At 32.3% G+C, this 18,865-nt stretch carries 20 protein-coding genes; 6 read left to right on the top strand and 14 right to left on the bottom strand.

Going from position 1 to position 18,865, the window contains the following annotated elements:
* The first annotated feature begins 21 nt into the window (after window positions 1–21).
* Window positions 22–456, top strand: coding sequence for a conjugative transposon protein TraM (gene traM, locus LKL37_RS09945; protein ID WP_431610400.1), 435 nt, complete (start codon window positions 22–24; stop codon window positions 454–456).
* Between the two features lie 164 nt (window positions 457–620).
* On the opposite strand, the gene LKL37_RS09940 is transcribed toward traM, so the two are convergent.
* The 13 genes from LKL37_RS09940 to mnmE all read right to left on the bottom strand — a co-directional run bounded on the left by LKL37_RS09940 (window position 621) and on the right by mnmE (window position 12,799).
* Window positions 621–1,592, bottom strand: a complete 972-nt coding sequence (locus tag LKL37_RS09940; RefSeq protein ID WP_431610398.1) for a PDDEXK nuclease domain-containing protein — start codon at window positions 1,590–1,592, stop codon at window positions 621–623.
* A 25-nt stretch (window positions 1,593–1,617) separates the two neighbouring features.
* Window positions 1,618–1,869, bottom strand: a complete 252-nt coding sequence (locus LKL37_RS09935; RefSeq protein WP_431610397.1) for a hypothetical protein — start codon at window positions 1,867–1,869, stop codon at window positions 1,618–1,620.
* 22 nt (window positions 1,870–1,891) lie between these two features.
* Window positions 1,892–3,223 (bottom strand): GIY-YIG nuclease family protein, encoded by a 1,332-nt coding sequence (locus tag LKL37_RS09930; protein WP_431610396.1) that lies wholly within the window; start codon window positions 3,221–3,223, stop codon window positions 1,892–1,894.
* A 14-nt stretch (window positions 3,224–3,237) separates the two neighbouring features.
* Window positions 3,238–3,447: a hypothetical protein gene (locus tag LKL37_RS09925; RefSeq protein ID WP_431610395.1), complete on the bottom strand. Its 210-nt coding sequence runs from the start codon at window positions 3,445–3,447 to the stop codon at window positions 3,238–3,240.
* A 10-nt stretch (window positions 3,448–3,457) separates the two neighbouring features.
* A complete protein-coding gene (locus LKL37_RS09920) occupies window positions 3,458–5,275 on the bottom strand; it encodes a type IV secretion system DNA-binding domain-containing protein (protein WP_431610394.1) in 1,818 nt (605 codons plus the stop codon).
* A 4-nt stretch (window positions 5,276–5,279) separates the two neighbouring features.
* Complete coding sequence (locus tag LKL37_RS09915; protein WP_431610393.1) at window positions 5,280–6,122, bottom strand: relaxase/mobilization nuclease domain-containing protein; 843 nt, start codon at window positions 6,120–6,122, stop codon at window positions 5,280–5,282.
* The gene (locus LKL37_RS09910; protein ID WP_168237402.1) at window positions 6,119–6,421 is read right to left on the bottom strand and encodes a plasmid mobilization protein; all 303 of its coding nucleotides are present in this window, start codon (window positions 6,419–6,421) and stop codon (window positions 6,119–6,121) included. Before LKL37_RS09910 ends, LKL37_RS09915 begins: the two co-directional genes overlap by 4 nt.
* A 124-nt stretch (window positions 6,422–6,545) precedes the next feature.
* Window positions 6,546–7,376 carry a toprim domain-containing protein gene (locus LKL37_RS09905; protein ID WP_431610392.1) on the bottom strand — a complete coding sequence of 277 codons (831 nt, stop codon included), beginning with the start codon at window positions 7,374–7,376 and terminating at the stop codon, window positions 6,546–6,548.
* A gap of 214 nt (window positions 7,377–7,590) precedes the next feature.
* Entirely contained in the window at window positions 7,591–8,820 is a 1,230-nt protein-coding gene (locus LKL37_RS09900) for a primase-helicase family protein (protein WP_173426498.1), read from the bottom strand.
* Between the two features lie 88 nt (window positions 8,821–8,908).
* Window positions 8,909–9,193 carry a helix-turn-helix transcriptional regulator gene (locus LKL37_RS09895; RefSeq protein WP_168237404.1) on the bottom strand — a complete coding sequence of 95 codons (285 nt, stop codon included), beginning with the start codon at window positions 9,191–9,193 and terminating at the stop codon, window positions 8,909–8,911.
* 99 nt (window positions 9,194–9,292) lie between these two features.
* Entirely contained in the window at window positions 9,293–10,117 is an 825-nt protein-coding gene (locus LKL37_RS09890) for a hypothetical protein (protein ID WP_431610391.1), read from the bottom strand.
* Window positions 10,114–11,253: a tyrosine-type recombinase/integrase gene (locus LKL37_RS09885; RefSeq protein ID WP_431610390.1), complete on the bottom strand. Its 1,140-nt coding sequence runs from the start codon at window positions 11,251–11,253 to the stop codon at window positions 10,114–10,116. The genes LKL37_RS09890 and LKL37_RS09885 overlap by 4 nt, the downstream gene beginning before the upstream one ends.
* A gap of 160 nt (window positions 11,254–11,413) precedes the next feature.
* Complete coding sequence (gene mnmE, locus LKL37_RS09880) at window positions 11,414–12,799, bottom strand: tRNA uridine-5-carboxymethylaminomethyl(34) synthesis GTPase MnmE (RefSeq protein ID WP_431610389.1); 1,386 nt, start codon at window positions 12,797–12,799, stop codon at window positions 11,414–11,416.
* Window positions 12,800–13,258: 459 nt separating this feature from the next.
* Between mnmE and LKL37_RS09875 the strand changes: the two genes are divergently transcribed.
* Together LKL37_RS09875 and LKL37_RS09870 are read left to right on the top strand one after the other, a co-directional pair.
* Window positions 13,259–14,311 (top strand): hypothetical protein, encoded by a 1,053-nt coding sequence (locus tag LKL37_RS09875; RefSeq protein ID WP_431610388.1) that lies wholly within the window; start codon window positions 13,259–13,261, stop codon window positions 14,309–14,311.
* A 16-nt stretch (window positions 14,312–14,327) separates the two neighbouring features.
* The gene (locus tag LKL37_RS09870) at window positions 14,328–14,843 is read left to right on the top strand and encodes a hypothetical protein (RefSeq protein WP_431610387.1); all 516 of its coding nucleotides are present in this window, start codon (window positions 14,328–14,330) and stop codon (window positions 14,841–14,843) included.
* Window positions 14,844–14,920: 77 nt separating this feature from the next.
* On the opposite strand, the gene LKL37_RS09865 is transcribed toward LKL37_RS09870, so the two are convergent.
* Window positions 14,921–15,391, bottom strand: a complete 471-nt coding sequence (locus LKL37_RS09865; RefSeq protein ID WP_431610386.1) for an Lrp/AsnC family transcriptional regulator — start codon at window positions 15,389–15,391, stop codon at window positions 14,921–14,923.
* A gap of 143 nt (window positions 15,392–15,534) precedes the next feature.
* On the opposite strand from LKL37_RS09865, the gene LKL37_RS09860 reads away from it, so the two are divergent.
* The 3 genes from LKL37_RS09860 (at window position 15,535) to LKL37_RS09850 (ending at window position 18,806) form a co-directional block, all read left to right on the top strand.
* Window positions 15,535–16,923, top strand: coding sequence for an MFS transporter (locus LKL37_RS09860; protein WP_431610385.1), 1,389 nt, complete (start codon window positions 15,535–15,537; stop codon window positions 16,921–16,923).
* Window positions 16,924–17,043: 120 nt separating this feature from the next.
* A complete protein-coding gene (locus LKL37_RS09855) occupies window positions 17,044–17,790 on the top strand; it encodes a metallophosphoesterase (RefSeq protein ID WP_431610384.1) in 747 nt (248 codons plus the stop codon).
* Between the two features lie 101 nt (window positions 17,791–17,891).
* Complete coding sequence (locus LKL37_RS09850) at window positions 17,892–18,806, top strand: helix-turn-helix domain-containing protein (RefSeq protein ID WP_431610383.1); 915 nt, start codon at window positions 17,892–17,894, stop codon at window positions 18,804–18,806.
* Window positions 18,807–18,865 lie beyond the last annotated feature (59 nt).

The following is an 18,865-nucleotide window of genomic DNA, read 5'->3' as shown; positions in this document are numbered from 1 at the left end:
TTACAAAAAATCACTTTAAATATGAAAAGAATAATCACAGTTATATGCTTAATTATAGCATTTTCAGTATCTGCCCAAACATCTATCAAAGCAGGAAACGAAGCTGAAATATCTTTAAATAATTTGCCTGACAAACAAATAAAGGCACGTATGTTAACCAGTGGAAAAATCCAGAATGGAAGCTCCTTAACATTTATTCTTTCCGAGCCAACTTCAATTGCTGGTGTATCTACTAAGAAAGGACAAATCATATCTGGAATTGCAAGAGAACAGGATGGACGGCTTTATGTTGATGTAAGCACTGTAAAAATTGATGGTAAAGTTTATCCCACTAAAATAAAAGTATATTCAGAAAATGGAATAGAGGGTTTTGGTCTTAGTGGAAGAAATCCTAATTCTAAAAAGCCAATTGAAATTTCCAATAGTGGTACTAATGCTATTTTAATGATATATTAATATAAGCCCGGTATATATCAATACCGGGCTTTTTTTTCATAATCAAAATTTTGAACAAAGGAGCAACGAATGACAAACGTTTTGAAAAAACGAGCAGTCTGAGGAAGTGACGACTGAAAAATTTTGGTTTCAAATAAGTTAGTTTTTAGAAATTAAATTTCTTATTATTTCTCAAACAAATCATGAAGCTTTTTCTGAAGTAATTTTTTATCTGGCAACTGTGTTTGGTATTCAGCAACCATTGTTGGAGATAATGCTCTACTCAATGCATATTCTACAACTTCATTATCTTTATCCTTACATAATAATATACCTAGACTTGGGTTTTCATTAGTTTTTTTCACATCTCTATCTAAGGCTTCAAGATAGAAATTAAGTTGTCCCAAATGCTCAGGCTTAAATTTATCAGCTTTTAATTCAAAAGCAACTAAACATTGTAATCCTCTGTGATAGAATAATAAATCAACATAAAAATCACTATTTCCGACTTGAAGCTTGTACTCTTCACCTATGAAAAGAAAATCCTTACCTAATTCCAATATGAAGTTTTTTAACTGGTTCACTAAGCCTTTTTGTAAATCGCTTTCGCTATGAGTGGCAGGTAGATTAAGAAAGTCCAAAATATAGCTATCTTTAAAAGTATTCGTTATGTCCGGATACATTTCTCTCACTACTGGTGAGAGTTTCTCATTTCCAATCATCGTTCTTTCAAAAAGAGATGATGAAATTTGGCGATCCAATTCTCTGAAACTATATCTTTCTTCAATACAAAGTTTTATATAAAATTCCTTTTCTTCAATCGTTTTTCCCCTTGAAAAAATAGCTAAATTATTAGACCAACTAATTTCTCTCAACAGTGTTGAGAGTTTTGGAAACTCTCTGTATGTTTCATAAAACTGTTTCATCCGCCAAAGGTTTTTATCAGAAAAACCTTTAATCTCTGGCTCTGTTTCTCGAATATGTATTGCAAGCTCTTCTACAACCGATTTACCCCATTCCGAGCTTTCCACTTTATTACTGATATACTCCCCAATACTCCAATAGAGATTGATTAGCTCTTGGTTTACAGATTTTAGAGCATTATTTCGAGATTCTCGAATCAAATAGACAATATGATTGAACTGATTGGATAGCATAAATATCTTTGTTTTGTATGCAAATTTACTTTAATTTCTTTTCCATTTCAGATTCTAAAAGAGGGGAATATTTCTTAGCATCCTTTAACATCATTTCTAAACTACCAATTAGCTCTTCCAAGTTGTCATATTCACCCAAGTTTTCAGGGTTTTCGGTCCATACATTATCTCCATTTTTTTTAATATTAAAATAAATTTCGTGAATACCAAAACTCGGTTCATCTTCTGTTCCTCGGTTAATTACTTGGTATCTCCAATATGATTTATGTGCTTTCATTAGTATATTTTTTAGTTTAAATCTATTCCCATGTCCATTCTTTTTTATCAAAATCATTTTCAAAATCACCAGGCATTTCCTCTTCATTTATAGCCTTTAACGGCTCAACTTCTACTTTAACCTTTGTATTTTTATCTAAGTTAATCTTTAGCTCTTTGCAAACAACTTCAATATCATCAAACAGGCAATAAAATGTTTGCTTATCTTTCTCAAACTCAATATAACAAAAAGATACATCTTTTACTTCGAGTGAACTGAGAAACTCCTTTTCACTAAAGTTCAACAAATGAAATTTATATTGGAAAATGTAACTTTTAGAATATTTATCTGTGTCATTGAAAAATAACCTTACTCCATTTTCTTCCAGTCTTGTTATTGACAAGAAATTTAATATTCTTAAATAATTTTCAACTTCAAAAAAGCAGAAACAAAATCTCTCCTTATAATCAAAATCGATATTCCCAAAAATAGAAACCCGCAAATTGTGGTTTTTTGCATTTTTTAAAAACAATAATTCATCCTTGTTAAGATTTTCAAAATATCTAGATAAAGAATAAACATTAAGTTCTTTGTCAAGCTCCATTTCAATATTGGAATAAGAAATATCAGTTTCTATAAATAATTCATTAGTAGAATTATGACTATCAAAGAAAAAAGATCTTATAAGTTCTGTGATTTTTGCAATATAAAGATCTCTTTCAGCAAAAATTGAATCTATATAATCTTGAAGCAGATCTTTGACTTTATTATTGGCTGTTGTATTTCTGATAATCCTCAAGCATTCAATAATCTGATTATTTTTTATATTTTCGATACTGAAATTAGGTTTTCGTTCAAAGTATTTAAAGTCATCATCAGTATAGTATACCATATTTCGATAATTTGCCCTCTTCGTTCTTATGAATTTTGCCAAGTCAATACTATCCGGATAGCCAATTCCTCTTCGTTCTGATTTTATTTGCTCTAAAAGATTGATTGCATTTTCTTTTAAGATCGCATAGTTTTCATAAGGAAAGTCTCCAGTCTTAAAAACATTAGAATATTTTACGCTATTATTTTTTATTTTTTTGAGCAAATCAATGCTAGGAACATGTCCCTCTTTTAAACTCTCAACAAAATCCAAAACAATTTCTTTTTTATAAAACCATTCACCTGCAATATTTTGTTTCGAGAATAATCGTTTAATACGTGATTCTAAAGAGCTTAAATCAGGATAATGGTATACATTGATGATTTCATTATCTTTTATACCTGAACCTGTTTTAATATTATTAAATCTGCTTTTAAAATCCTGTGTAATTCCTACTTTAATCTTCTGTTTAAGTTCAATTACATAAAAATCTTTGTTTTCCATAATTTGATATTTTGTTATTTGGTTTTCTTTATAAAAATGATGTTGTTTTCAATTCGTTCTACTGTGGTGGTGATATGTCTGCCATTCAGATTAAAAGTATAGTAGTCTCCAATCTTAGGTTTAAAATCATTATCATATTGCTGGGTTTCCCTTTTTACCAAAATTATTTTGTCCGGTAATTCGAAAATTTGCTTTATAGTATAATTGATATGTCTATTATTCATTGTATTATGTTTAAATTAAGTTTTTGCTTTCTTCAATAATTCTAAAATAATTTTCACTCATTTCTTTATCACTAACAAATTCTTTAGAAGTGAGCCTGTCAGATGCAAAGTCTTCTAAAAATTGAGTTTTTAAGAACTCCTTTGGTTCGCCTTCTGCTATAATACCATAAAACTCTCCTGGGTTAAGATTAATTAAGTCACTAACTTTTACACGATCTCGTTCTTGAATATTTTCACTTTTACTTTTGCTATCATTACTTTGAATATGTATTACAGTTCCGCTTGTACCTGTTCCTGTATTTTTATTAATAAAGGTTCTATCTTCTTTAGAAAATAGGGTTTTAACCATTTCTGCCGTTTTTCCATTTGTAACCCTACCAAAGAATTGATTTCCTAAATTGGAAATAATTATTTGCGCTTTATCTTGCCCATAATTGTCAACTAGTTGACTAAAGTCCTGTACTCCAAATATTGTCGCAATTTTATTGCTTCGAGCTGTGGCAGGAATTTGTTCTATGTTAGGGATGTAAATCGTTGGAGCTTCATCTAACAAGACAACGCTTTTCTGCTGTTGTGGCTTGTTCATTTGTCGCATACCAACACTTATAATTAGAGAGATTACAGGCGCATAAACCTGCGGAAGTGTACTATCATTCCCTAAACATAAAAATGTTGGATTCTTGGGATTGTTTAAATTCAAATCAACATCGTTTTTTGACAAAATCCAGAATACATCTTTTGTATTTAGCTGAGCAACCGCTGTCTGAATGGTAGACAATATACCTGCAACTTGATTCTGTGCTTCATTTTCTAATGATTGTCGCAAGGAAGAAACCATTCCTCCGGCTTCATAATTTTGGGAAATTTTTAATAATAGTAATTTGATATCAGTGTGTAATAGTAAACTAATTACATGAGGTAAAGTACAATATTCAGGATGTTCCTCTTTTAACCACCATATTACTCCTGCAATAATCATTTTAGTATTATTTGACCAAAAATCAGCTTTCTTAATACTTTCAGGGATAAGGTTATTGACCAATGCTTGTGAATATTCGATAGCAATAACACTTTTAGTTAAATAATGGGGTGCAATCGGATTGATCCTATCGCTTTGTTGAGGATTTTTAAAGTCTACATTTTTAAGACAAACATTGCTGTTGTAATAACTTGACCTAACTTTATTTGTTAATTCAGGACTTTTAAAATCATAGAGAATACCAGTATATTCTTGCTGTGAAATTTGTTTGATAATTGGCTCAAAAATGCTTGCACTCTTTCCAGAACCTGCGCCACCTTGTATGTAAATTCCTCTAAATGGATTAGCTAGTTTTATGATTCCGGATTTTGTTTTAAAGTTTAGACTTTCATCATCAACCTCTTTTGCGAATTTTTGTATTGGAGAATATTTTAGCTTGGGCTTGCTTAGATCCCGGATAAGATAAAAAGCGGATATTAAAATTGGAGTAAAAATCAGAATTACTCCCAAATTTCCTAAAGATGATTTTGTTTTTTCTCCAATAAGCCCTGTTACAAAAATAGAAAGAACTGTGAAAATTCCAACATATACCAGACCGGTGGGAATGCTCTTAAACTTCCCTAACTTATATACAATATGCCAGAACGACAATCCTAAAAGTGAAAAGCATATATTTAACCAAATTGGAGCTTTAACAAATAACCCTAAAAGTGAGTGTGAATATTTTTCTGGTAAAAAATATTTAGTGACTGGTGCAGTAATAAACATAAAATTTACTGCTATAAAAGCCATACAAGTAACAACTGCTAAAGCTTTTAATATCTGAGGTAAACAACCTAATTGATTCATAATTCTAATTTTTACTTATTCCTAAACTTTGTGATTTCTCTTTATTTTTTGAAGTTTCTAATTGTTTTTTCCGACTATTATCCAAAACAGAATTAAACTTATAATCCAAATCATACTTTAATTCTTTAGCCAGATTATTAGCAGACATTTCTCTTTTAATTTCAGATATCTTAAATTCCTGTCCTGATTTCCGATCATTTACAGTGAAACCTTGTATTTCTCCTTTCTTATTAATGGTTGGCTTTATTTCATGTCCTAAAGCTTTCATGTATTCCATATACTTGGAAAAAGTTTGGGGTTTGATCTTCATTACTTGGCTATGAGATTCAAAGATTTGTTTCTTTATCTCTTTGGACTGCATAATTTTATTTTCCTGATTTTTATGCATTATATCTTTCGCAGAGATTAACCCTCTTTCTTTTGCTATTTTGTGAACAGTATTTTGAGCTTTAAGAACAATGAAATTGTCTTTAATTGCCTTGTTTTTTTCGTCTATACGATTGATCAATAAATGAACATGTTTGTGATTCTTTTCCGTATGTACAATTGCTAAGTAAGCTTGCTTTTCAGGGTTTACACCAATTCCTTTCATAAAATCATGGCTGATTTCCTTTAGCTCTTTATCTGTTAAATTCTGTCCGTCTTTAGGATCTGGGCTAATGTATGCCGTAAAGAATTTTTTATCACATGTGTAGTTTTCAGATTGCTGGATTCTGAAACTATTCATAATCTCTGTGGATGTTTCCCCATAAATGAGATTTCTATCTAATTCATATCCTTTATGCTCGGCAATTAAATAATCGACACCCTGCCGGCTTCCTCTTATGGATTTTGCACTTGCTGTCATCTTAGGAATTTTTGAATTTCAACTTTAATTTGTTCATTAATATTTTTTAACTCAGAAATTAGTTCCTCTCTATTTTCCTTATTTAAAATATTAGTTAGGTTTCGGAGCGCTGTACTGATAAAAGTCAAATTTTTCCAAGCTTCAATTTCTTCTTTTGAAAAGCGGAAATTTAAACTCTTATCTAACGACGCTTTTCTTACATATTCAGAAGTTTTAAGACCTGTTTTTTCAGCCTTATCAGAAATCATTTTCTTTTCATTTTCTGAAACTCTGATTTCAATTTTCTTATTCCTTTTCATTGTAAAATTTTTGCGACCAACGGGAGCAAAACGAGAAGCCTTTAGGACTGAAAAACGAAATGTAGCGTAGCGGAATTTGGTTTTGTCAGGACAAAGGCACTTCTCGACCTATGCACCGTAATAACTAAAGTGTTTTTTGCTTGTCAATAAAAAAGTCATTAAAATCTTTGTAGCCTTCATATAGTTTTGAGCAATCTTCAGCTCTAGAAAAACAAGATAAAATTTCGTTTTTGGACCTTTGTCCTGCCTTATCATTATCTAGAAAAAGCTTTATTGAACTAAAATTTTGCAACTGTGTTTTTGCTTTTTCAAGCATAGAAACCGAGTTTAAAATCAATAAACTTTCAGCATTTAAAGCAGTAAATTCAAGGTATGAAAGAGCGTCAATAAATCCTTCAAAAACCGAAATTGAAGCATCTGATTTTTGAATAAAAGAAATATCTTTTGAGGTACATCCTTTATAAAAACTATTGCGTAATTCATAACCTCCGGAAAGGTTTCTAAAACCTATTGCATATAACTTCCTATTACTGACTGTAAATTTCACCTCATTAAGTAGATGATAAAATTTACTACTAATCCCTCTACTTTTAAGATATTTTTTGAGATAATAATTAGAAAGTGGTTTGACTTCAGTAATATTAATATTAGCTTTTGATAAATCGTTTTGCTTTTGAAAAGAAAAATTAAAGTTTTTTTCTTCTGCCCATGATAAAGCCTCGGAAACAGAACAGTTGAAGTATTTCACAATAAAGTCTGCTGTTTTTCCTCCTTTGCCTTCAGAAAATAGATACCATACGTTCTTATGTCTATCTATCTTAAAAGATGCTTCTGTTTCTAGTCCAAAAGGATTAAGAAACCAAGCTTCTTTTTCATTACATTTTACAGGTAGGTGTCCAAGCGAAGCCAGAACTTCTTCCAGTCTTATATTATTATTTAGAGTTTGGCAATTCATAAAATTCGGGTTTATATTAATTGGAAATTTGATGAATTGATGAAAAATGAAAGTAAATGACTTGTTTTCAGGTATTTATTATTTCATCAAATACTCATCAATTCATCAAACAATTGTTTAATTGTCTCATCGTTATCTCATCAAAAAGTGTTAATTTTTATTTTGATGAGCTTTTGATGAATTACAATTTGTTATTAATTAGATGTTTATACATCTATCTCATCATTTCATCATAAATTTCTGTAATGAAATTTCTGTTTACTGTAAAATATCTTCCAATCTTATTTAGCTGATAAAAGCTTCCATTATATTCAATATCATATTTTACATAGGCTAAAGAATTATTTTTCGGTTCTATTTTCCAGTTGTTCTTCAATAGTTTTCTAACATCAGACACCGACCAGTATGCTTTAAACATAGTTTTTAACATTGATACTATATCCGTTGGAGTAAACTGTATTTCGTTTTCATCAAAATTTTCAAAAATCTCATTGAAAAGTTCTATCATTTGTCTCTCAAGTTTATTGTTGTTTCTCCAAACCAGTTTTCGTAGTGCATCGGTTTTAATTTCATTAGGAGAAAACCACATTCTTGATTTTTTTTCTGTTGTAAATGGATGCGTTAACAGAAAAGAGAGGAAATAGGGAATTTCAGTGACCAACTGAAATAAGAACTCAGTATTTTCTTCTTTGATAGGTTTTACTTTGATAATCCAAAATCGAATTTCGTTTTCATCTATCTGGATAAAATTGTCCTCGTTATTTGAACAAAGTATAAACTTTGCGAAAAAGTCAATTTCTTCTCTGTCGTGTCCCTTTCTTTCAATTTTATCTTTATCCGTTGTGGAAAGATATTTTAAACGCTCTGTGATTTCTTTTCTGTCAAAAAATACTTCATCAATAGCTACAATAAGTTTAGCTGTCCAATCTGCATTGAATTGAGAACTAAAGGAATCACCTTTAATATAGGTCATATTAAGTCCGAAAATAGCTTTAAGCCACTTTATCATTGTCGTTTTTCCGGTCGCTCTCTCTTTACTTACTAAGCAAAGTATTGGTAGATATTGAGTAGGGAGTTCTAAAAGGATTTTTAGATAATCTATTCCCAGGAGAAATTGATTTCCAAAAATATGATTGAGAAATAAAATTGATTTTTCAATTTTCGGAGAATCAATATCAACTTTTTCTTCAACTGGTTTAAATGGAAGTTCATTATAAGTATTGTAAAAATTACCAATTATCCTCTCATAATTTAGATTGTCGGGAATACAAATAAAATCATCTAGTTTAGGAATATTACTGATAAAATCTTTACCATGATCAGTAATTATTGTTTCTCTATTCCATTTTGACATCAGAGAAATTGTATCACCTGATATTGTTGGTTTTCGAATGATCTTATAGTATGATGTTCCCACACGTATATATGGATTTTCCTCGTTCATAAGTAATTGGATTATAAATCCGTATATTTGTACTACGGATTGATTAAACAAAAGATATAAGCGTAACTACTGCAATAGTTGCGCTTTGTTATTTTTGAGATTTGAAAATATAATTTTCAGCTTCTTCGGTAATTTCCGTATCGGATTTAGAATAGTTGCTTCTTAGCCAATTGTCTATTTTAGACTTTTCAAAGAATAAAGTCTTGCCGTTTGGTTTTGAATAAGGAATAATATTAGAATGTACGAGCTTATAGATATACGATTTACTAAAACCTGTATAATCTGCAAGTTCTTCAACATTAAAAATACTCTTTGCACCGACTAATAATTTTTCAAGTCGGTTAAGCTTTTGTAAGATTAGGTTACTTTCCATTGCTTGTTTTTTTTGGATTTATGACAGCAAAGGAAAGAATGTGATGTAAGTAAAAAAATACTCTGATACTCTAAAAGTCCCTTTTAGTAGGAGTTTAGACTATCTTTTTAGAGTATTATTGGGTAATATAAAGTTGGTGTATGCTCCATTAATAGTATTAAAGGAAATCTCTTTAATTTCTTCTTCTTCAAATTTTACAAAATTATCCGTAATGAAATTCATTAAGGCTTTTCTTTTCTCTCTCGAAAATTTAATTTCGCCTCCTTCAATTACCGAATGTAACACTAAAAAAATTCCGGTATATGTAATGCTATTTTTGCCAGAAGTTCCAACCCATTTAATTCTAGAATCCAATTTCTCTCCTTTTAAAAGTTTTTTAAAATCTTCTATTGAGCTTTTATCTATATTACTTTTGTTATCATTTATTAGAGAATCTAAAACTTTTGAATCTGATGTCATAATCTTGATATCATGACTAACAATATTTTTAAGTTCAGGAAGAATTAGGGTTTCAAATTTTTTAGACCAAATTAATCTTCCAACCACAAAAGATCCAATGAGAAGGTAAAAAATAAGTGAAAGACGATTTAGTATTAGTACATAATCATTTTTGTTACTTGGAAAGTTTGTAACGACTAGATATAATACTCCAAAATATACTATATATATTAGAATTCTTGGTCTTTGAATCCTTTTATCCCACCAACTATTATCTATACAAAAAAAATAATTTAAAACCCATTTAATATTAACTTTAAAAAAAGGAAAAAACATAAATAGTATACAAGAAAACAAGAGTACTTTTAATAGAAAGACTCTATCATCTAATGAAAAGAAATAAATTCCCCAGAGTAGAAGTGCTGAAATAGCTATAATTAATAAAATAAGTAAATATGCTTTGAGTATAAAACGATTCTTTTTCATAATTTAATTTTTAGTTCAGGAATTATTTCTGCGGTCTCTTTCATCTTTTTATCTACAATTTTGGCATAAATTGCTGTTGTTCTAATTTCACGATGACCTAATCTTTTAGAGACAGTATAAATATCTGCTCCGTTTTCTAATAATAAAACAGCATTTGTATGTCTTGCACTGTGAAATGTTATATGTTTTGATATACTTGCTCTATTACACCACCGGACAATTTCAGTATTATAAACCATCCCATATTTAAGTCCACGAAAAACTCTGTCTTCCGGAGACTGTCTTTCACCAAGTAGTTCCCTTGCTTGTTGAGAAATGTATAAGTATTCAACTCCATCTGTTTTTTCTTGACGGAAGTTGATTTTGCTTATTTCCCCCTCGTCTCTTACCTCTGACCAAACCATTGTATTAATATCACTCCATCGAAGCCCACTTAAACAAGAGAACAGAAAAGCACGCTTAAGTACAGCATATTTACATTGTGTACTGGCTAGGGCTTGCAATTCATCAAATGTTAAGTATTCCCTTTGACTTTCAGCCTGTTCAAATGATTTTATTTTACTGGCATAATTGATAGAAAGGTAGCCTTCATCAAAAGCATTCCTTAATGATGCTTTAAATTTGTTGAAATAAGAATATTTAGAATTTTGGGATAATGGAAGATCACTCTTAGTTTTTGCTTTGCTGTCAAAATAATTTCTAACCTTTTTAATAAAATTTTCGTCAACTTCATCAAAAGTAAAGTTTGGAGATATGATTTTCTTTAAATGTTGGAGAGTAGAAAACCAGTTTCCATAATTGTTAGAAGTATCTTGTTTCTGTTTTTCTCCTGTCTTTTCAGAAAAATACTCAAGAAATCTTCTTTTGGATTTGCTAGTGTTCTTTATATCAAATTTTCCTTGGACATATTCTGCTTTGCGTATTGAAAGAATATTTTCTGCCAGTTTTTCATTTTCTTTATTCTCTTTTTTTTCTTGAGCAGTTTTAGGAAATTGGTATAAATAAATTTTTAAATACTCAAAATCTCTAAGATGAATCCTTTTTCCAGATGAATCATTTGTTGAGCCTTTATAGTATTCAATATAAAGGCTAAGCATATCATTTTTAAGAGCTTTCTGCTTGAGTGTAATTTTCATAAGTTTGCAATTCAGATGTACACTTGTACAACTTTATAACAACAAGGTGTACTTTAGGTGTAACAAATATACAAACAAACACTAAAAAGAGAAAATAAAAAACATATAAAACACTATAAATCAAGCAAAAGAAACTAAAAGAAAACAAGAGAAAGTTAATTTATTTCCCGATACAAAACTTAGAAAAAATATTCCCCAGCACTTCATCGTTGGTAACTTCTCCTGAAATTTCTCCGAGATGTTCCAGGGCATTTCTGAGCTCATAAGCCAGCAATTCTGTAGAAATCTGGAACGAAATAGCTTCTTTCACTTTGTCAACAGCATCTAAAGACTTTCTTAGGGCTTCAAAGTGACGTTGATTGGTGATTACAACATTATTTTCTTCAGTTTTTAAATGCTCTACATAGGATGAAAGTTCATTTTTCAGATCCTGTATATTTTGATTTTCAACCGCAGAAATTTTAATGAAATCAAACTCTTGGGAAATGGCATTTCTGAAAATATTTTCTACCGCTTCGTATTTTGTTGGAATAACCTCATCAATTTTTGTTGCACAGATAATCAGTTTCAGATCTTCTCTCAAAAGTGATTGAATCATTTCAATATCCTCCGAAAAATCCTCCGTAGCAGCATCAGCTAGATACACAAGAATATTAGCGTTTTCTACCTTTTCTTTAGCTTTTTTTACCCCGATTGCTTCAATTTCATCCACCGTTTCACGAAGTCCTGCAGTGTCAATCAATCGGAAGGCGTGACCTTTAATATGAAGAACTTCCTCAATCGTATCTCTCGTTGTTCCTGCAATATTACTTACAATCGCTCTTTCCTCTTTTAGAAGAGAGTTTAGTAGTGTAGATTTTCCTGCATTCGGTTTTCCGATGATAGCAACAGCGGTTCCGTTTTTAATGGCATTTCCGTATTGGAAACTTTCAATCAGAGAATTTAATTTTAATTCAATTTTATCTAATAATCCGCTCAGCGCAGTTCTGTCTGCAAACTCTACATCCTCTTCGGCAAAATCAAGTTCCAGCTCAATAAGGGAAACGAAATTCAGAAGATCAGTTCTTAATAAGGAAATTTCATTGGTAATTCCCCCTTTTAACTGATTGATGGCAACCTTTCTTGAAGCTTCATTTTCAGAAGCAATCACGTCAGCAATTGCCTCTGCCTGAGAAAGATCGATTCTTCCATTGATAAAAGCACGGAGGGTGAATTCTCCTGCTTTGGCCATTCTTGCCCCATTTTTGATCAGGGTTTCAAGAATACGTTTTCCGATATGCGGAGAGCCGTGAAAAGCAATTTCCACAGAATTTTCAGTGGTGAAGCTTTTCGGAGCCAGGAAAATTGAAAGCATTACTTCATCAATAGCTTCCTCCTCATCCATAAAATAACCGTAATGAATGGTGTGGGATTTCTGTTTTTCCAGCTTTTTTGCCGGAAAACTTTTCTGAACTACAGATAAAGCCTCATTTCCTGAAACTCGGATGATGCCTAAAGCACCTATTCCATTGGCGGTAGCCAGCGCACAGATCGTATCGTTATTCATGCTGCAAATTTACGTTTTTTAATGCAAATTTTCGATGAGGTCTGCTATTCAGATTATCTATCATTTTATTCAGATAGAAAATCTGAAAAAAGCAGATTGTGATAAAATTTGTCGTTGTTTTGGTCATTCTGGATTTTAAATAAGAAAGAAATACATAAGAACATGGCATTTTTTTCTATTAAACTGAGATCACATGATGCAGGAAAAATATTATTTAACCTATGCATATTTTCATCAATGCATAGTGTTTTTTAAAAGGTCTAATGCTTTGTAATATAGTATTTTTTAGTTGTTTTTAATAGAGTTGTAAAAATTACATTCTGATGAAGTGTTTGATAATGATAGAAAAATTAAACACGTGTTTGGTATGTTAATTGTTTAATAGTCCGTCGATGATGTTGAAAATTTAAATATTTTTCATTAAAACGATGATAATCTGTTAAAATATTATAAATATACATGAATAACTTATTTTTTTTAAGTATTGATAAAAAAATAACATTTTTATTAATGCTTGTTTTCAGTGCTTTAGCATACGCTCAATGCATTCCCTATACCGGGCAGACAATGATAAGTGGAAATACTTATTGCCTTAACGGAACCCTTAATATAAGTACAAATATCAGTATTCCGAACGGAGCTGCACTTATCATTCAATCCGGACAGCTGCAGTCTAATAGCATTCAGGTTGACGGAGTTCTGGAGATTGGGGACGGAGCAAGTGTGCAATCTACAGGAACAGTGAAAGTGGGAACTTTCGGATCACAGAAAAATTCAAAAATTACATTAGGAACCAAATCCTTTTTATCTCTTGTAGGATCAGTGATTCAGGAAGATCCTACCTTTGGAGGCTTTTATCCCGGAACAACTTCTGTTATTGAGTTGGGAACCAATAGTGTTGTAGAAATATGTGGAACATTTACCCAGCAGTCTACCACTTATCCATCAGTTGAATATATCGGAATTCCTACCGGAAAAGCATATTGTATTGCAAAAGCAGACGTAAGTGGAGGTGGAGGAGCTTCTATCATCAGTGACGACAGTCAGATTGTAGCCATTGCTATGGGATCTGTAACAGGATTAGGAATGGGAAATTCCAGTTTCTGTGGTCCGAATGCAACAAAAACGATGTGTCCAACCTTATGGCCTGAAGGATTATCCGAAGATAAAACAAGTTGTGGAAATGCTCCTGTGATTATTGATGATATCGATGGGTTCTGTACAAAACCGGGACTTTCCGGAACACCCGATGGATTTACCAAATTTGGAATTACCATTCAGCAGAAAAGCAATTCTTGGCCGGAAAATATCCCTAACGGATTTTTAGCTATGGAATCGAAAAATAAAGGTTTTGTCATTACCAGAGTTCAGCATGTAAGTCAGACACCGCAATCCGGAGATGCCATCGCAGAGCCAAAAGAAGGAATGCTTCTTTACGATATTCAGGATAAGTGTGTGAAACTTTATAACGGAACCGAATGGAAATGTGTGCAAAGAAGCTGTAATGATTAATCTAGCTGTAAATAGTATGAAAAATATAAGAAACATAAGTATAATAGCTGCTCTGATAGTTTTTAACTCATCCTTCGCTCAAATAGCCATTGGCAAGCAAATTATAGATGGAGGGAGTACGGTATTGGATTTTGATAATGTATCCGGAAACACAAAAGGCTTAATTCTTCCTGCTACATCCGGATTTTCCACGGGATCTTTAGCGAATGGAACATTTATTTTTGATGTTACAGATAACAAAGTAAAAGTGTACGAAAATGATGTTTGGAAATCTTTATCGGATGCCGGAAATTCAAGTGCAGTTGTTGTTAATAATTCTGCAGAGACAGGTAAAGGAGTTATTATGGGAGATAGTACAAGCCCTGCTGATGGTGTGTTGGTTCTGGAATCTCAGAATAAAGCAATGATTCTTCCTAAAATAGCAGCACCTCATCTTAATGTAAAAAATCCTTATCCGGGCATGATCTGCTATGATACCACCAGCAAAACACTGGCGGTATTTGACGGTTCAGTCTGGAATTACTGGAAATAAGTAATGACAAAATAATTCAGAAAATTCTGGTTTAAGCTAAAAAGCAGCTGTGTATTTTACATAGCTGCTTTTTTAGTTTAAACAATCTGTGCACTTTCCTTAATGCTGTTCATCACAAAAATACTCTTCGTCTGTCCAATCCCCTGAATTTCTGATAATTTATTCACAAAAAACTCATGGAATTCATCCATATTGGGAGCGAGAATCTTCAGCATAAAATCAAAATCTCCGCTGATATTGTAAAACTCAACTACTTCCTTCAGTTTGCTGACTTCCTCAATGAATTTTCCTGCTGTTTTTTTATTGTGAACATTTAAAGCGATCATACAGATCACCATCATTCCTTTATTGACTTTTTTACGGTCTACCACAGCAGTATACTCTTTAATAATTCCCTGCTTTTCCATACGTTTGATACGTTCGTGAGTAGGAGTGGGACTTAAGTTGATTCTTGCCGAAATATCACGGACACTCATCTTCGCATCTTTCTGAAGCAAACGGAGGATGGATAAGTCTTTTTCATCAGGAATATAATTTTCAGTTGCCATTTTGTTCTGTTTTTATAGGTTTTTTTTAATGTATCAGGTGTTTTGTTCTTTTAAATATTTATTATTTTTAATATCGTTCCAAATTTAAGGTTAAATTTTTATATATGTTCTGTTAATTTTAATTTTGCAGGAAATTTGAATATATGGATACAAGGAAGAATTTGATATTAATTTTAGCATCGATAGGAACATTTGTGGAGGCTTTGGATATTGCCATTATTAATTTAACAATTCCTTCTATTCAGCAGCAGTTTCAAATCGGAGCGGAAACTGTTCAGTGGTTACAGACACTTTATGTACTGTTCTTTGGTGGATTTCTGATCATTGGAGGAAAACTTTCAGATCAGATCGGGAGAAAGAAAATGTTTTTATGGGGAGCGCTGATTTTTATGCTCACTTCATTAGGAGCAGGATTATCCCAAAACTTTGAGGTGCTGGCAATATTCCGTGCTTTACAGGGGTTAGGAGCTGCATTAGTAATGCCGTCAGCTTTATCCATTGTGACCAATACCTTCAGAGAAGAGCAGGAGCGAAACCGTGCTATCGGAATTTTCAGTTCATTTGCTGCCATTGGTTCCGGAAGTGGTCTTTCCGTAGGAGGAATTATCAGTACTTACCTGAGCTGGCATTGGGTTTTCCTGATCAATGTTCCTATTCTTTTAATAACACTTGTACTGTCTTATTATTATCTGCCCACAGATGAGAAAAATGAAGCCGCTCAGAAAACAGATCTGGTTTCAGGAATATTGATGGTGCTTGGATTATTAAGCCTCACGTACGGAACCCATGAATTGGTTCATATTAAAGAACAGCCTTTCCTGGTAACAGGTTCTTTGGTTTTAGCATTAGTCCTTCTTGTTATGGTCTATTACCGACTAAAATCTGTTGCTGAACCATTAGTAGATTTGAAATTATTTAAGCACAAATCTTTGGTGGTTTCCAATGCGGTATTCTTTACTTTGGGCGCATTTTTTATAGGATTTTTATTCCTGATTTCATTGATGCTTCAGAAAGATATGGGTTACAGCGCCGCTTCAGCAGGATTAATGCTTGTTCCGTTCAGTATCATATCGGCTTTAACGGCTAAATTTATTCTGCCCCATGTATCAAAACGTCTGAGCTCTTCTCAAATGGGTGTTTTAGGATGGTCTTTTATGTTGGCTGGAGGATTGTTGCTGTTGATTTCAGTTTATGCCGGGCATCCGTTGACAATGGTTTTACTGGGAGCTGCATGCATATCCGGCGTAGGAATGACATTTTGTTTTACCGCACTTTCGGTAATGGGAATTCAGGATGTTGAACCTTCAAACTATGGATTGGCATCAAGTTTGAGCTCTACAAGTTACTTTCTGGGAGCTGGGATCGGGCTGTCATTCATGACGTTAATGAGCCAGATCTTTCCATCAGAATTATCAGTGGGAAGCCTGAATCTGATTATTTTAATCGGTTACGCTCTATTAGCCCTCGGAATGTTATTCTATTTTATAGTAAAAAGCTTAAAAGTAAAGGAGGCGGAAGTTGCTGTTTCATGACAAGTGGTCTAAAAATATACAAACTATATGACGAAAGAATCGGTGCTTGGGTGCCGGTTCTTTTTTGTCTTCTTGTCATTCTATTTTCCCTTTATTACCTTTGTATTTTTACGATACATCATGAAAATACAGGTTATCAGCGATATTCATCGGGAATTTGGAAGTACGGAATTATGTTTTGATCACGCGGATATTGTAGTATTGGCAGGTGATGTCAACGTGGGAACCAAAGGAATTGAATGGATTAAAGAAGCAATACCCAATAAACCTGTAATCTATATTTTGGGAAATCATGAATACTACAAAGGTTCATATCCGAAAACACTCAATAAAATTAAGGAAGCATCGCTGGATACCAACGTTCATGTACTGGAAAATGCATTTATAGATATTGATGGAATTCGTTTTCATGGGGCTACCTTATGGACAGATTTTTCAATCTTTGGAAATCCTGTTCAATACGGAATGCTTTGTCAGCCTAAAATGAATGACTATAAAATGATCCGTCGGGATCCTTCCTATTCAAAAATGAGAACTTTGGATACCTTCAAAATCCATCAGCTTTCAAAACAATGGCTGTTAGAAAGCCTTGAAGATTCCAAAGGGCTTAAAAATATAGTCGTTACCCATCATGCACCCAGTATACAATCTGTTCCCGATCATTACAAAGAAGATCCTTTAACGGCTGCTTATGCTTCTGATCTGGAAGATGTAATCAAAGAATACCAGCCATTGTATTGGATTCATGGGCATATCCATACGCCGTGCAGGTATAAGATTGAAAAAACAGAAATCATCTGTAATCCTCATGGCTATATTGATGAAAAATATAATGGCTACGATAAAGAATTGATGATCGTTGTTTAATAAACAATAAAAAGTAAAATGAGATTATTTACCTTCTCGGCTCTCTTTACTTCTTGGCTCTTTTTTCTTTTTCCACTACCTTCGTATTTAATTTTTTTCCAATGCCTAAAAAATCCCAGCCAAAACCTGATTTTGTTTCGCAGCTAGCTTTTGATGAAGTGCTTCAGCAAGTGGAGTTCGATCTAAGAATCAAGGAATTTGTTGTGATGGAAATTGATAAGGTTAATTATATCATACAGCCGAACATTCCTTACCGTTCAGATTATTTCTGCATTTTTATGGTACAGAAAGGAGCAGTCACATTCAGATTGGATGACAAGAGTTATGAAGTTTCCAGGGGCGATATTGTTTTTTGTCCGATGTTAGAAACTTTTTGGGTGGATGAAATTTCTGAAGATTACAATGCTAAATATATTTTCTTTTCATTGAATTTTATTTCTGATGCAGGATTTAATTATAAATCAAACAATGTTCTGAAAAGCCTTTCGTCAGATCCTACCCACATCATAAGAAATGAACCGGATGTATACAGAAAAATAAATTTCCATCTCGATGAGCTTAAGGTTTTGAACGATAAGGAAAAAGATAACTATTATTTCAATGAAATGATCTGGCATCACTTTTCGCTGGTGATCTACGAAATTGATAATTATTTTAAGAAAATAGAAAAACCTCATGTTGTAACCAACAGAGAAGATGAGCTGACGACCAGTTTCTTTAAGCTGGTTCAGGATCATTTTAAAGAAGAACATAATGTTCAGTTCTATGCAGATAAACTTTTTATCAGCCGCAAATACCTTACGAAAGTAATCAATAAAACAGTCTTTAAATCTCCGAGAGATATTATACATCAGGTTTTAGCTGTAGAAGCCAGATTACTGCTAAGAAATCCCAACCTGAATATTGGTGAAGTGGCATCACAATTGAAGTTTTCAGATCAGGCGTCTTTCAGTAAGTTTTTTAAAAAACACGTAGGGAGATCTCCCCTGGAATATAGAAAAGATGATTTGTATTGATAATCAGTGATTTATAAATTTAAGACGTCTTTTTACCAAATTTCAACTATTATTTTGAT

This window comes from Chryseobacterium sp. 'Rf worker isolate 10' (assembly GCF_050753305.1).
GTDB lineage: Bacteria > Bacteroidota > Bacteroidia > Flavobacteriales > Weeksellaceae > Chryseobacterium.
Note: the sequence above shows the minus strand (reverse complement) of the source record. Positions and strands in the feature narration are given on the sequence as shown.